The sequence below is a fragment of the Paraburkholderia sp. CI2 genome (assembly GCF_014201055.1).
Taxonomy (GTDB): Bacteria; Pseudomonadota; Gammaproteobacteria; order Burkholderiales; family Burkholderiaceae; genus Paraburkholderia; species Paraburkholderia tuberum.
Genome location: NZ_JACHDL010000002.1, coordinates 378137 through 392948 on the forward strand (window position 1 = coordinate 378137; position 14812 = coordinate 392948).

Here is a 14812-nt window from a genome sequence, read left to right on the forward strand (position 1 = left end):
CCGCGTTACGCCGGCGGGTCGCGTTGGCTGGTTACGTTGGCTCGTTGCGCCGCCTTTTCAGGCGTCCGAGCTGTTCTTCGTAGGCGCGCGCGAATTCATCGCCGAACAGCCGCCTGAAGCATTCATCGGGATTTCTCGTGACTTCTTCAAACTGTTCCTTGTAGCGCTCCCAGTGACGCGGCCGGCCACCGAGCGGCAAACGGCGCACGCTGCCTTCGGCTTCCCGTTCGATCTTCGCCGGATCGAAATGCGCGAGCAGCGACTGGAACGCGGAACGCACGCCAGCAAGCATCGCCATCTGGTGATTGCGGATGTCGTCGGCGGCATCGTTCAGCGCGGCGTTGCCGCGGAGGAAGCCGCCATCGGGCGGCGCGAGCAGCCTCATGACGGCTTCCTGCGCGGTCGGCGCGAACTTCAACGGGTTGTTTTCAGAACGCTGGATCAACGTCGCGGGCAGCCGGAAGCTGTTCTTCAGTTCGGCGCGCGCGCGTAGCACGTCCATCATCGCGTCGACGGCAATGTGGAACATTTCCATCAATTCGGGAGCGTCTTCGCCGGCGGGCGACGGGGCGGCAGAGGCGAGCGGAGCGGTCGGAACCGCAGGCACTGCCGGCGCTGCAACTGCCGCAGCGATCACGACCGGTGTTGTGTCCGGCGAGTCCGGCGACGCGTGCGAATGCATCGGCGTTTCCGACTGCGTTTGATGTTGCGGCGGCACCTGCGTCGGCGTCGATGCGTGCGTTGGCGCAACCGCGAATGGTCCGGTCAGATCTCCCGACCAGCGTTGCTGTCGCGGCGACGGTGCGGGCACAAGCGCCGGGATCCCGCCAGTCGTCATGGACACATCTTCAGAAGGTTCGATCCGCCCCTGCCCGGAACGCGCGGCGACCAGGCTCGCGCTCGCGTCCCAGTCTTCCGGGAGGACGGGCCCGCCAAGCCGTGCTGCCTCGGCCTGCGGCGGCCGGAAGCGGTCGGCCGCCGCAGGCGTATGGTTCCAACCGGGCGCGGACGATACGCGAGGCAGCGGTTCGTCGGCGTAGGACGATGGCACATCGAACAACGCGAGTGGATCGAGACTCGCACCCGGCGCCGATCCATCGGCGACGCCCGGAATCAGGCCTTCGGCCTCGCCCGCATGCTCGTCCGCCGGGGTGGCGCGCCGTGGCGCGAGCAGCAGGCTCAGGTCCAGCGGACCCCTGTTTTGCGCAGGCGCAGGCGCCGGTGCGCAGGCAGGGGCCGGCGCGGCAGCACCGAAAGACGCGGTGCGCCCCGGATCGACCGCGCCGGCCCGCGGGTCCGGTTCGGTCGATCCGTTGCCGCTCAAGCGCACGCTGACATCGAACGTGTCGATCTGCAAGCGGTCGCCTTGCTTCAGCGCGGCCGGATCGCCTTTTCGCAGTGGCGCGCCGTTCAGCGACATGCCGTTCGTGCTGCGGTCCTCGATGAAATACATGCCGTTCAGGTAGCGCACCAGCGCGTGCAGACGCGACACGCCTTCCGTGCCCAGCACCCAGTCGCACTCGTCGGAACGGCCGATGCTGCCATCGCGGCAGTCGAACACCTGCTCGCGGCTTGCGTCGAAGCCGCCAGTCCCCTCGCCTTCTATCGAGAGAATCAGCCTCTGCGCGGCGCTCATTGCCTACCTCCATCGATACCTTCAGGAACACTCAGCAGGCCCAGCGCATCGCGCACGAACGCGGCACGGCGTGCATCGAACCGCGCGGGAACCAGCGCGGCCATGTAGCTCACCGCGGCCGTCGCCGCGATCGCCGTCAGATGCTCCGGCGGCGGCGTCGGCCGCTCGTGCTGCGGATTCAGGTTGCCGCCCGACCAACCTGCGGCGGCAGCCGTCCATGCGCCGATCGTCTGGTAGCGATGCGTCTTCGCGAACGCGAGCGCCGCGGCGCGTTGCGCTTCCATGGGATCGCGCACCCACGCTTCCGCCAGTTCGAGACCTGCGCGATCGTGTTCGTCGAGCGTCTGACGGCGGCCGCACTGGCACGCCCACGCCACTGCATAACGGCGCGGCAGAAGACGACCCAGCAGGCTCAACGCATCGGCTGAATGTCCGGCGTCGAGCAATGTCTGCACCGCCGAACGCGCCGCCATCGACGGCCGCAGGCACGCTTGCGCGCGCGTGGAAAGCCGCATCTGGCGCGCTGCTTCGAAAATCGACGGCGTGCTCATAAGATCATCGGAGCCGCGCCGCCCAGTACCGCCGTCGCGGTCCCGATCAACTGCAGGTTGGTGGACTGCACGAGGCAATCGGCCTCGGACAGGATTTCCATCGCCGCGATCGAACTCATGTTCAGATTCGCTTTCGAGTTGATTTCCATCGCAAGACCCGAAGCCATCGTCACGTTCATGTCTCCGTTAAGCGAGACGCTGGTGCCTTGAATCGCGATCTCGCCGGTGCTGTTCATCGTGATGCTGGCAAGTCCGGTGACCAGCCTGATCTGGTTGCCCGCCGTCAGCGTGTAGTTGCGCGCGACCTGGACATCGTGGTCGTGCTCCGACTCTTCGCGCAGATCCTTTTGCGCGTGAATCAGCACCTGCTCGCGGCCCACCCGGTCTTCGAAGCGGATCTCGTTGTAGTCGTCACTACCGCCACCTTCGTGGCTGCGGCTTTTCACACCGCTTTGGGTCTTGTTGTCCGGCAGGTTGTACGGCGGCATGTTGTCGGCGTTGTAGACACTGCCGATGATCAGCGGCCGGTCCGGATTGCCGTCGAGAAAGCTGACCACCACTTCCTGTCCGACGCGCGGGATGAACTGCGCGCCCCAGCGCTTGCCGGCCCACATCTGCGCGACCCGCACCGGGCACGAGTTCCGCGCGTTCGGTTTGCCCTGACGATTCCAGAAGAACGTGACCTGCACGCGGCCGTATTTGTCGACGGCGATGTCTTCGGGCGTATCGCCGTACACCACCGCCGTCTGCAGGCCAGCGATCACCGGACGCGGCGTCGTCGGCATCGTGCGAAACAGCTGGCGGCTGCGGATCGCCTTGAAGCCGCACCTGAACGGCGCCTCGCCATCGTCTCCACCGCCGCCCGCCGAGTAGTCCGGCTCGACGAGGCGCGTCACCGCGTCGATCACGAGGTATTCGTGATTCGCGTCGGCAAGCGGAAAGTCCTTGAGCCTGAACAGCGCACCCGTGGCGAGACCACAGGCGTCGGTGTGGCCGGCGCTCATCGCGAGCGGCACATTCAACGCATCCGCGCGCACCTGCGCGTAGCGCTGGCCGTCGGACAGACGCTCGTCGTAGCCAACGTAGTCGTACCCATAGTCGTAGATGTCGAGGCCGCTCACGTTGTGCGCGTCCTCCATGTCGGTCAGCTCTTCGGTGGCAAGCAGCGATGCTTTCGGTTTCAGATAGTCGTAGTCGTCGAGCTGCACCTTCGTCGCGTTGACCGCGCGAGAGGTCTCCCAGTCGCTGATCGACGCCTTCATGCGCTTGCCCCGCTCGATCGGCGGCGCATAGGGAATCTGCTCGAAGCCAGCCACGCTCGAGTGCGCGCCGAGCGCATCGGCGAGCACCATCGTGTGCGTGCTCTGCGTATGCGTGAAGAAGTAGTAGATGCCTTCCTGCTCCATCAGCCGGCTGACGAAGTCGAAGTCGCTTTCGCGGTACTGCACGCAATAGTCGCGCGGCGGATAGCTACCGCTGAGGCTCACCTTCAGATCGCTATAGCCGATGTCGCCAAGTACCGACTGGACGATCTGCGGCACACTCATGCTTCGATAGATGCGGCAGTCGCGTCTGCGCGTCGCTAACCACGGTTTCGGCACGAGCGTGAACGTGTAAACCGCATAGCGCACGTTGTCGATGTTGACGAAGCCGCCTTGCTCGCCTTCGCGGACAATCGCGTTGAAGTAACGCGTATAGCCTTGCGGCGTGACAAGCTTCACCGTCATCGGCGTACCCAGCAGCGAACGCAGGTCGACTTCCGCGTTCTTGCTGATCGCTTCGAGCCGATATGAAAACAGCCGACCGAGCGACTCGGTCGCGGTCATGTTTGCGAACAGGAGACTGCTGCCGAGACTGGAAGTGAGTGTGATTGCGTGGGCCATGACGTGATCTGCGAACCTTCTTTACGTTGCGGGTAAGTCGTACTGGACGGGAAGCCGCAGCGCGGTGATGGAACCGGTATCGGCACCGCTGTTGCGAACCGGACGCCTCCAGGTCGACGGTTTTTGCCTGCTGGCATCGCTCCATCTCCCGGCGCGATTAGTACGCCCTTTGGCAAACAGAACACCCGGCCCACGCGATCTATTCCTTCGCCATGGCGCAAATGAATTTGATATAGGTCTCCTTATAGGTCTCCTTATAGGTCTCCTGAGTGAGCGGATCCAAACCCTTATTGACCAGTCGGCGCGAACTGTCCACCGGGTCGTTCGCGACCGCGGGACGGTCGTCCTGCGTGTTATGGATCAACCCGATATTGACGTGATCCCGGATTCGCTCGAAGAACTCACACGCCAAGCCAATCGTGAAAGTAACTGTCCTTGACCTTGTGCATGGGGAAGTACCAGTTATCTCGCATGAATAGATTGTTCTGCAGTTTCTGATCCGAGGTCTCAGAGCGGACTTGCTCCTCGAACATTTTGTCCCGGACCTTTTTGAAGCCTGAACTCTCCGCTGCTGCCTTTGGTCCCGTCATTCTGATCGTGCTCGTGCGGACGTCATTCATATATTCTGTTCGCAGAGCATCGCTGTTCCTGATCGATCTGAAGTTGCTGTGTATGAGCGATTTGTAGGACTTCAAGCCACCGCTGCCAGCGTGACTCGCGATGATTGAGTTGCTGATCGATGGCGTCTGGTCGTCTCTGACGTGCTGTTCCCACCAGTTTGGATTCACCCAGTCGCTCTCGCTTATTCCGTGATGCCAGGCGGAATGCACGGCGGAGAATCGCAGGTAAGACTGGTGGCAGATGATTTCCCCCAAGGGACTGACGCAGCTGACGTCGGTATCGACATAGAGACCGCCATGCTGAAGAAGAATCTCGATTCGCAGAATATCGCTGGCCGAACCGAAGTTGGCTCCGCGATTGACCAATTCGCGTCGGTAAATCGTCGAGTTCTTACCCATCTTCAAATCATGCTGCACCTCGCGCAGCTTGATCCTGTTCTGCTCGCAGAAGTTTATGATCGAGTTGACCTGGCGGCCCCGCATTCCATGCAAATCCTCGCCGCGCATGTTCAGATACTGATTCAGATATCTCATCGTTGCCGAATCGCCCCCGTCCTTACCCAAACGTTGAGCCACCTCATCCCATTGGTTCGGCGTAGTGCTGGCATTGTGTTGTACGCTGATCTGGCGGCGACGTTCGCCTGTCAGCAACTGATTGGCGTCGATCCAGAGATTCACCTCCCAATCGGGGTTCAACCTTGGAAACGTTATGATGCAATCGCGGTTTCGTTGCGGGACATCGCCGCCAATCCAGATAATATGAATTATCTTTGGAATAGCTTTCACGTTTTGAACTCCTCGTAAAGGTCAATTTCTTTCGACCGCCTCAGCGTTCGGCGCCCCGGTCACACTAATCAGGAATGCCGGGAATCGCGGTGATGAGCGGCGCACACTCGTCGAAGCGATACGCAAAATCGCCGTCCTCGACGCTCACGCCAACCCGCTCGATCGCGACGCCGTCGATCATGCGTGCGAGAAACTCGCGGCTGATCGCAGGCAACATCGTGTTGGTCAGAATCGCATCGATCATCCGGCCACCCGATTCGCTCTCCGTGCAGCGACTCACGACCAGTTGCGCCACGGCCTCGTCATAGTCGAGCGGCACGCGATAGCGATCCTCGATACGCCGCTTGATGCGGTCCAGTTGCAGTCTCACGATCTTCGCGAGCATCGCGCCACTGAGCGGGAAGTAAGGGATCGGCACGAGCCGGCCTAGCAGCGCGGGGGGAAACACCTCGAGCAACGGTTCGCGCAGCGCTTTGGCGAGGCCCTGCGCATCCGGCATCAGCTCCGGGTCCTGGCACAGGCCGGCGATCAGATCCGTGCCGACGTTCGTGGTCAGCAGGATCAAGGTGTTCCTGAAGTTGATCGAGCGGCCTTCACCGTCATCCATCACGCCCTTGTCGAACACCTGAAAGAAGATTTCGTGGACATCGGGATGCGCTTTCTCCACTTCGTCGAGCAGCACCACCGAATACGGCTTACGCCGCACGGCCTCGGTCAGCACTCCGCCTTCGCCATAACCGACATAGCCTGGCGGCGCGCCCTTCAGCGTCGAAACCGTGTGCGCTTCCTGAAACTCGCTCATGTTGATCGTGATCAGGTTGTGCTCGCCGCCGTACAGCGCCTCGGCGAGCGCCAGCGCGGTCTCGGTCTTGCCGACGCCCGACGTGCCGGCGAGCATGAACACGCCGATCGGACGGTTGGGGTTGTCGAGACCGGCGCGCGATGTCTGGATGCGCCTGGCGATCATCTCCATCGCGTGGTCCTGACCGACGACGCGCTCGCACATCAGGTCGGCGAGATTCATCACGGTCCGCAGTTCGCCACGGACCATGCGTCCGACCGGAATGCCGGTCCAGTCAGCGACAACCGACGCGACCGCCTGGTAGTCGACATTCGCCAGGATCAGCGGGTTTTCGCCCTGCCGCACGGCGAGCTGCGCCTGCAGTTGTTTCAACTCGGCAAGCACCTCTGCCCTCGTGTCATCGTCGAGCGCCGGCGGCGCGAACGAGTTTGTCGATGCGTCGGACTTCGCGTCGCCGTGCGCGGTCGGTTCCCGCGCACTACCGGCGCGTTCGCCCGGCGCGGCCTCGCCTCCTAGCCGCGCGCGCAACGCCAGAATCTGCTGGACCAGCGATTTCTCGTTGTCCCACGCGGCTTCGAACTGCTGCAAACGCAGCCGTTCCGCTTCGAGCGTCGCTGCAGCCAGCGACTCGCGAGCCTCCACCTCCATGCCGACGCTTTTCTCGCGCGCGATGATCGTCTGCTCGGTCTCCAGCGCCTCGATCCGCTTGAGTGTGTCGTCGATTTTCGCCGGCACCGCGTGCTGGCTGATCGCGACACGCGCGCACGCGGTATCGAGCAGGCTCACGGCCTTGTCCGGCAACTGACGCGCGGGAATATAGCGATGCGACAACTTGACGGCTGCTTCGAGCGCTTCGTCGAGAATCTGCACACGATGATGCTGCTCCATCACGCTCGCGGTACCGCGCATCATCAGGATGGTCTTCTCTTCGCTCGGTTCGTCCACCTGCACGGGCTGGAAACGTCGCGTCAGCGCCGGATCCTTCTCGATGTGCTTGCGGTATTCGGCCCAGGTGGTCGCGCCGATCGTGCGCAGATTGCCGCGCGCGAGCGCGGGCTTGAGCAGGTTCGCCGCGTCGCCGGTGCCCGCCGTACCGCCCGCGCCCACCAGCGTATGCGCTTCGTCGATGAACAGGACGATCGGCTTGCGCGAAGACTGCACTTCGTCGATCACCTGACGCAGGCGGTTTTCGAACTCGCCCTTCATGCTCGCGCCGGCCTGCAACAGGCCGATATCGAGCGCACGTACCTGCACGTTGCGCAATGGCGGCGGCACGTCGGCACGCGCAATGCGCAGTGCGAACCCCTCCACCACAGCCGTCTTGCCGACACCCGCTTCGCCGACCAGCATGGGGTTGTTCTGGCGCCGGCGCATCAGTACGTCGACCAATTGGCGAATCTCGGCGTCGCGGCCGACCACCGGGTCGATCTTGCCGTCGCGCGCCTGCGCGGTCAGATCGACCGTGAACTGCTGCAACGCCTGTTGCCTGCCCATCTGCGCGGGCGCCATCGCACCGTTGCTCTCGCCCGGCGCAACCTCGCCGGACGCAACCGCGCCGGCACGAAACCCGTCGGTGGCATGCTGGCCGTCTTCCGGCGAGCCTTCGACGATGCCGGCGAAGTCGTCGGCCAACGTCTCGGCGCGTAGCTTGTCGAATTCCCCCGAGACATCGAGCAATGCGTGGCGCAAGTGTCGCGTACGCAACAGGCCGACGATCAGATAGCCGGTGCGCACCTGGGATTCGCCGAACAGCAGCGTAGCGAATACCCAGCCGCGCTCGACCGCTTCTTCCACCTCGGCCGACAGATCGGAGATGCTCGTACTGCCGCGCGGCAAACGTTCGAGTGCGACCGTGACGTCGCGTGCAAGGTGCGACGGATCCAGGCCGAAATGCCTGACGATGCGATGCAGATCCGAATCCTGCAGCTGCAGGATCTGATGAATCCAGTGCGCCAGTTCGACGTACGGGTTGCCGCGTAGCCTGCAGAACACGGTAGCGCTTTCGATACCCCGATAGGCCAGCGCGTTGAGCTTGCCGAACAAGGCGCCACGACTTATTTCAGCCATGATTCCAATCCTGTATGACCAGAGGCGGCCGCGAAGCGGTCGCCAGTTCAGTTGAAAGATGCCCGGACATGCGTACGCCGGACTTCACTCGGCCGGGCTCAACACGACCTGGTCGGCATCGTTGTGCTGCGGATAGCGGCCCATCCACGTGTTGAAGCCCATGCGGGCCGCCTGACCCAGATGCGTCAGCGGCACTTCTTCTTTCTTCAGCACGAGCTGCACGTCCCAGCCCTTCTCTTCGCCCACATACAACTTGACCGCCGCCACCAGTTGCAGGAGCGTGTCGCCGCCCGGCAAAAAACGGTTGAACTCGTTGCGGGTCAGCGGCCCCACGCGCAGCCGGAAGCGCTGCTGCGCGCCGCGCACATGGGTGCCGAGCAATGCGTCGCGGCCCATCGAGGCCATGCTCTTGCCGATATGCAAACGCGCGTCCCGAGGCAATTGCATCCACCCGGCGACGAACTCGAGCACGCGCACCGGCACACCGAAGAAGTGCTCGAGAAAACGCCTGAGTCCTTCGGCATTGCGCGCTTGCGGCACCAGACGCCCGGCGAAAAAGCGCTTGTACTGATCGGGCAGCGCGTCGCGTGCGTCGAGGTGCGGCGTGGCGATGCCGATCAGCGCGCCGACGTAGGTGCGAAACCGATCCTGTTCCGGACGGTCCAGCTGCACGGTGGGCTGCGCATCGGCCCACGCGCGATAGAAGAGGCTCAGCATCCGGTGATGAAACACGTCGGCAAACGCGACGAACGTCGGGTCTTTCGCGTTCCGCTCCCGATCGACGGCGTATTCGGTGAGGTGCAACGGCAGCGGCCCGTTCGGTCCGAACAAACCGAGAAACAGCCCAACCAGCCGTGCCGGCCGGCCGGCCTTTCCCGCCTCGAAACGCGCGATGCTGCGCGACGGAAATTCCAGTGCCGCGGCATGGGCGAGACGCACAGGATCTTCGGCCGGCCTGGTCGAATGACCGAACCGCGGCCGTTGCGGATACGCGCATTCGAGACGGCGCATTGCCTCGAAGAACTCGAAATCTTCCGGGCTCGCGCGCAACGCGGCTTCGAGCACTACAGGATCGGGCGCTTGCCGGGATTCGCGGGCCATCGGGCCACCTCGTTTCGTTCGAGCGTGCGCAACACCGTCTCGGCGAACCAATTCAGCGAGACATAGCGCGCAAAGAAATGCTGCAATACCGACGCGAGCAGAAATGCGCCGCTGCCTTCAAAAGCGGCATCGTCGCAGCTCAGCGTAATCTCGAGCCCGCGGCCATACGTGATCGGCCCGGGCACCGGCACGCGACGCGTGATGGGCTTCGCCGCGACATGCTTGATGCCTTCGATCTGCCGTCGCGTCGCGGCGTCGAACTCGTCGTGATACAGGCCGAGCATTTCGCGCAGCGCCGCCGCGCCCGTTTCGCCTTCCTCGTCGAGCAGTGACAGATAGTTCAACTGCAGGTGGCTGATGAGCCGCCACGCGGATTCGCCGGTCGCGGTCGGCGCGCGTGGCCGGGTCGGTCCAGCCACACAGCGGATCGACGACACGGGCGCGTCGGTATCGAGCGTGAAATCGGTGTACGACTTGCCCACCGGCATATGCAGCGGCAAATCGCGATTCGTGCACAGCAGCCGCAGTCCTAACTGGCGCAGCGTGGTCGCATAGGGCGCGTCGTTGGCATCCACGAGCGAGATAAACGTTTCGCTGCCGACGTAGCTCGAGCGTGCGCCGCGTTGCTTCTGGCGGCTCGAGACCAGCCGCGCCTCGCGGCGCAGCGTGTAGAAGGCCGCCTGCCCGCCGTGCCATGTGCGAGCGGTGCTGTCATAGAACGGCAGGAAGCTTTGCTCCGGCTCCTGGCGATCGCCGTAGCCCTGCACTTCCAGCACGCTATGCACTTCGAAATCCATCGGCCGGGTGTGGTCGCCGAGCACGTGATACTCGGTGTCGCCCTGCTGCACATGAATACGGTCCGCGCGGCGCTCGAACAGATTGATTGCCGGCGCGCAGAACAGGCGGAAGTTGGCTGCATCGATCGCGTTGTGCAGGCGCGTCACGCTGCGCTCGAGCCACACCACGATCTCGAACTCGTTGCCCCGCGAACGTGCGAGCAGCGGGCGCAGCTCCGTGAACTCGGCAAACAGGAAACGCTCCGGACACGCGAAATACTCCTGCAACAGCCGGTAACCGCTGAACGAACGGCCACCGTAGGGCAGTATCGCGTCCTCTTCGTCGAAGCCTTTGGCGCGCAGCGCCGACGCGTCATGCTGTGTCTCGATGGTTTGCCCATCCGGCGCGGTTGCGCGCACCGTATAGCCGATGCGGTTGGCCATCAGTTGCTCGTAGAGCCATCGCGGCAGATCGTCGGCGCCGGCGAGATAAAGCGGCAGGCTGTCGAGCGCGAGCGTGTTCGCCGGCACGCCGCAAAGCGTTGCGAACTTCAGGCGCAAACCCGCGCGGACCTGCCCGGCTTTCGACGGCGGCGGCACGAGGTCAGCGGCGGCAAGCGCCGCGGGTGTGTCCAGGTATCTCGCCTCGGTGATCGCGAGCGGCCACAGCGTCACGTCGTGCGCGGTGCGGTATTCGCACGCCGTGCGCTCGCCGAAGCCGGTGAGACTGCGCAACACCGTGTGCCGCGCGACCGGGTGTCCGGTGGCAGGAAGGTCTTCGGCTTGATCCGGATACAACTGCACGACCGCCATCGACGGAATCGGCGTCAGGTAATGCGGGTAGATCATCTCCAGAAGATGCTGCGTGAACACCGGATACTGCGCATCAAGCTTCATTTGCACGCGCGCCGCCAGAAACGCGAAGCCTTCGAGCAACCGTTCGACGTACGGGTCAGCGCAATCGAGACCTTCCATCCCGAGACGGCCGGCAATTTTCGGATACTCGCTCGCAAACTCCGCGCCCATCTCGCGGACGTGTTGCAGCTCGCGGTTGTAGTAGCGCAAGTGTCGTGGGTCCATGATGATCAGCCGAAGTGTTGCGACACGTGAAACACGCCGGTCTCGAGATCGACGTCGGTGCGAAGATAGAGAGAAAGCGGCATCGGGTTCGCCCACATGTCGGCTTCGATCAGGAAACGCAGCGAACGGCTACCCATGCGCGCTTCGTCGACCTCGACGCTCACCTGAACAGTGCTGGCGATCAGACGGGGTTCGAAGTCGAGCAGCGCCGAACGGATCCGGTTCTGCAACAGCTCGACATCGATACCCGATAACGCCGCACCCGCAAGATCGGGGATGCCGAAATTCAGTACGGAATTACCCACCTGCGCGAATCCGGTCAGCTCGTCGCTGCTCCAGTGCCGCGTGCAGTTGAGCAGCCACGCGATATCGCGTGTCACGTATTCGCGCAAACGCGCGGCCGTAATGACGCGCTGCTCCCGGCTCTCCTCGCGCCGCGCAGGATCGAAATCGGTGAGACGATCGAGCAGCGACGGCTGCAGACGCTCCTGGGGCATCAGTTCTGCCATGACGTGCGCCCCCTCAAGCTGTTTCGAACGTGATCGAGCGCACGTCGAGCAAAGGATATTCGTCGACGTCGGTGATCAGCATGCGCTGACCAACGCCGACGAAACAGCCGTCGCCGAGATCGGTCCACGCCGTACGCTTTGCCAGCGCGAGCGCGACGTCTTCACCTCGCTCGCTGCCGCAATAGCGGCAAGGCACGAAGCCGATCGCCTCATCACCGCTCTTCCAGGTGATTCGCACCGGCGCCCAGATCTTGTCGCGCAGATCAGTGGGCGCATCGAAAGACAGCGCAGCGACGCGCGAGAACGGCACCCACGCATAGCTGTCCTTCAGGATCACTTCGAGGCACGGCCCGAAACGCGGGTCGGCGTCGGCGATCCATTCGAACGGCACGCCGTCGATGCTGCCGCGCACCGTTTCCGCTTCGTCGAAGGCTCGCGCGCGCAATGCGAGCGCTTCGGCGATCCGTCCGTCGCACAGTTGTTGCAGCGACTGCAACAGCAAGCGCTCCCATTCCGACCGCTCGCCGACCGTTGCCGGGTTACGCAGGGCGGCCAGCACGGCTTCGCGTTCGCGTTCGCCGACCAGTGCCGCGCGGTAGGCGGCGACCATCAACGCGTTTTGTCGTTCCAGTTCGCCCGCCACGGTCAACTGGGTTCCGGCACGCTCCCAGTCACCCCGCAACGCAAGCAACTGAAACAGAAACACGCGCAGCGTCGCGTCCGCCGGCGAGTTTTTCACTTTCGCGGCCAACGCTTGCAACGCGTCGTTCAAATGACCGTCCGCGAGCAGCTTTTCAGGTTTGACATCGACTGAAGAAAGTGTCACTGGATGTGCTCCATTCAATGAAAGAAAGCGGGCGAAAAGACCGGTATCGCCGCCTGCTTACTGCTTGGTGACCTGCTGGATATCGAATGTAAAATCCTTGGTGCCGCCGTTTGCCTTGCCTTCATCGTCCTGCGGCTGGAACGAGTACTTGAACTTCCCGAAATGCAACGTGATGTTCTCGGTGAGTCGTTCGTCGCCACCGCTGCCGCCCGTGGATACCGACGTGACCAGCACCCCTTCGCTCAGCTCGATGGTCAGGAAGTCGGTCTGCTGACCCGTTGCGTTGGTGACGTACAGATAGGCGTTGTCGACGCGCGCGCCAGTGCAGCAAGCGTTTAGCAACGCGTTCGAGCAACTGTCGATGTACTTCGTGACGGTGATGTCCTGAATGTTGGCCTTGCCGCCCGATGCATAGCCCGCACCCGTGTGCAGATTGCCGGTATTGCTGGCGCCCCACGACCACGCGATGATCGGAACCTGGTTCTTGTGCTTCGAGTGATTGGAAGCGCCCTGGATCGTGACCGCTCCGGAGCCGAATTTCAGATGCATGTCGAATGCCATAGTGACCTCTATTTGTGAGCCAAAGAGTGCGCTCGCCGTAGCGGCGAACGATCAGGACCGGAACGCTGCCGCTCCGGACGATTACCTGCAAGGTGAGATGCAGCAGAAAGCCTCAGGCCGCCTGCGCGGAAGGCAGTCGCGAGACGAGCCGCAGCGATACGGTGAGTCCTTCGAGCTGGTAGTGCGGCTTCAGGAAGAACTTCGACGTGTAGTAGCCGGGATTGCCTTCGACGTCCTCGACGACGACTTGCGCGGCAGCGAGCGGCTTGCGGGCCTTGGTTTCCTCGCTGGAATTCACCGGATCGCCATCGACATAATTCATGACCCAGTTCGACAGCCAGCTCTCCATCTGCTCGCGCGTGCTGAATGAGCCGATCTTGTCGCGCACGATGCATTTGAGGTAGTGCGCGAAACGGCAGCACGCGAACATGTATGGCAAACGTGCCGACAGATTCGAATTCGCCGTGGCGGCCGGATCGTCGTACTCTTCCGGCTTCGCGACCGATTGCGCGCCGATGAATGCCGCGATGTCCGAATTCTTGCGATGCACGAGCGGCATCAACCCCATCTTGTCGAGTTCGGCCGAGCGCCGATCGGTGATCGCGATCTCGGTCGGGCACTTCATGTCGACGCCACCGTCGTCGCTCGGGAAGGTATGCACCGGCAGACTGTCGACCGCTCCTCCCGACTCGACGCCGCGAATCCGCGTGCACCATCCGTAGTACTTGAACGAACGGTTGATGTTTACCGCCATCGCATACGCGGCGTTCTGCCATGTGTACTTCGATGAATCCGCGCCTTCGGTGTCTTCTTCGAAGTCGAACCCGTCGACTGGGTCGGTCTTCGCGCCGTACGGCAGGCGTGCAAGCGTGCGCGGCATCGTCAGCGCGAGATAGCGGGCGTCGTCCATTTCGCGAAGCGAACGCCAGCCCGCGTAGTCCGGCGTCGTGAAGATCATCGACAGATCGCGCGGATTGGCCAGCTCGTTCCAGCCTTCCATGCCGAGCAACGTCGAATCCGCCGCCGAGATGAACGGCGCATGCGCGGCGGCGGCGACCTGCGAAATTCCGCGTAGCAGTTCGACGTCCTGCGGACCGTGATCGAAGTAGTAATCGCCGATGAGGCAGCCATATGGTTCGCCGCCCAGCTGACCATATTCTTCTTCATAGATGCGCTTGAATACAGGGCTCTGGTCCCATGCAACGCCTTTGAAGCGCTTGAGATTTTTTGCGAGTTCCTTCTTCGATATGTTCACCACCCGGATCTTCAGCATCGGATCCGTTTCGGTGTTGGTAACGAGATGGTGCAGCCCTCGCCACGCGCCTTCCAGCTTCTGAAAGTCCGCGTGGTGCATGATCTGGTTCAACTGCTCGCTGAGCTTGCGGTCGATCTCGGCGACATACGCGTTGATGGTTTGCGTCAAGTCATCCGAAACGATGTGCGAATCCTGCAGCACCTGTGCAGCGAGCGTGCGCACGGCCGATTCGACTTCCTGCTTCGCGCGCTCGTTCTTCGGCTTGAACTCCCTGTTGAGCAGCGCGGCGAAATCGTCGGTGCCGCTCAATGCACCCTCGACGTCTTGCTCGATCTGATTCTGGCTTTCCATGATCGCGC

General features: G+C 62.9%; 11 protein-coding genes. All 11 read right to left on the reverse strand.

The features are described from left to right. Nucleotides 1–31: 31 nt before the first annotated feature. The 11 genes from tagH to tssC all read right to left on the reverse strand — a co-directional run bounded on the left by tagH (nucleotide 32) and on the right by tssC (nucleotide 14804). Complete coding sequence (gene tagH, locus HDG32_RS05445) at nucleotides 32–1636, reverse strand: type VI secretion system-associated FHA domain protein TagH (RefSeq protein WP_184064093.1); 1605 nt, start codon at nucleotides 1634–1636, stop codon at nucleotides 32–34. Then, nucleotides 1633–2187, reverse strand: coding sequence for a DUF6931 family protein (locus HDG32_RS05450; protein ID WP_184064096.1), 555 nt, complete (start codon nucleotides 2185–2187; stop codon nucleotides 1633–1635). The genes tagH and HDG32_RS05450 overlap by 4 nt, the downstream gene beginning before the upstream one ends. Beyond that, entirely contained in the window at nucleotides 2184–4070 is a 1887-nt protein-coding gene (gene tssI / locus HDG32_RS05455) for a type VI secretion system tip protein TssI/VgrG (RefSeq protein ID WP_260335817.1), read from the reverse strand. Before tssI ends, HDG32_RS05450 begins: the two co-directional genes overlap by 4 nt. A 401-nt stretch (nucleotides 4071–4471) precedes the next feature. Next, on the reverse strand, nucleotides 4472–5476 hold the full coding sequence (locus HDG32_RS05460; RefSeq protein ID WP_184064099.1) for a TcdA/TcdB catalytic glycosyltransferase domain-containing protein: 1005 nt from the start codon (nucleotides 5474–5476) through the stop codon (nucleotides 4472–4474). Between the two features lie 64 nt (nucleotides 5477–5540). Continuing rightward, nucleotides 5541–8345, reverse strand: a complete 2805-nt coding sequence (gene tssH, locus HDG32_RS05465; protein ID WP_184064102.1) for a type VI secretion system ATPase TssH — start codon at nucleotides 8343–8345, stop codon at nucleotides 5541–5543. 84 nt (nucleotides 8346–8429) lie between these two features. Continuing rightward, nucleotides 8430–9446, reverse strand: coding sequence for a type VI secretion system baseplate subunit TssG (tssG, locus tag HDG32_RS05470; RefSeq protein ID WP_184064105.1), 1017 nt, complete (start codon nucleotides 9444–9446; stop codon nucleotides 8430–8432). After that, nucleotides 9410–11302: a type VI secretion system baseplate subunit TssF gene (gene tssF / locus HDG32_RS05475; protein WP_184064109.1), complete on the reverse strand. Its 1893-nt coding sequence runs from the start codon at nucleotides 11300–11302 to the stop codon at nucleotides 9410–9412. Before tssF ends, tssG begins: the two co-directional genes overlap by 37 nt. A gap of 5 nt (nucleotides 11303–11307) precedes the next feature. Further along, the gene (gene tssE, locus HDG32_RS05480) at nucleotides 11308–11811 is read right to left on the reverse strand and encodes a type VI secretion system baseplate subunit TssE (RefSeq protein WP_184064112.1); all 504 of its coding nucleotides are present in this window, start codon (nucleotides 11809–11811) and stop codon (nucleotides 11308–11310) included. A gap of 13 nt (nucleotides 11812–11824) precedes the next feature. Beyond that, the gene (locus tag HDG32_RS05485; protein ID WP_184064115.1) at nucleotides 11825–12637 is read right to left on the reverse strand and encodes a type VI secretion system accessory protein TagJ; all 813 of its coding nucleotides are present in this window, start codon (nucleotides 12635–12637) and stop codon (nucleotides 11825–11827) included. Between the two features lie 57 nt (nucleotides 12638–12694). Then, a complete protein-coding gene (locus HDG32_RS05490) occupies nucleotides 12695–13198 on the reverse strand; it encodes a type VI secretion system tube protein Hcp (protein ID WP_090804249.1) in 504 nt (167 codons plus the stop codon). A 112-nt stretch (nucleotides 13199–13310) separates the two neighbouring features. Then, nucleotides 13311–14804, reverse strand: coding sequence for a type VI secretion system contractile sheath large subunit (gene tssC / locus HDG32_RS05495; RefSeq protein WP_184064118.1), 1494 nt, complete (start codon nucleotides 14802–14804; stop codon nucleotides 13311–13313). Nucleotides 14805–14812: the final 8 nt, after the last annotated feature.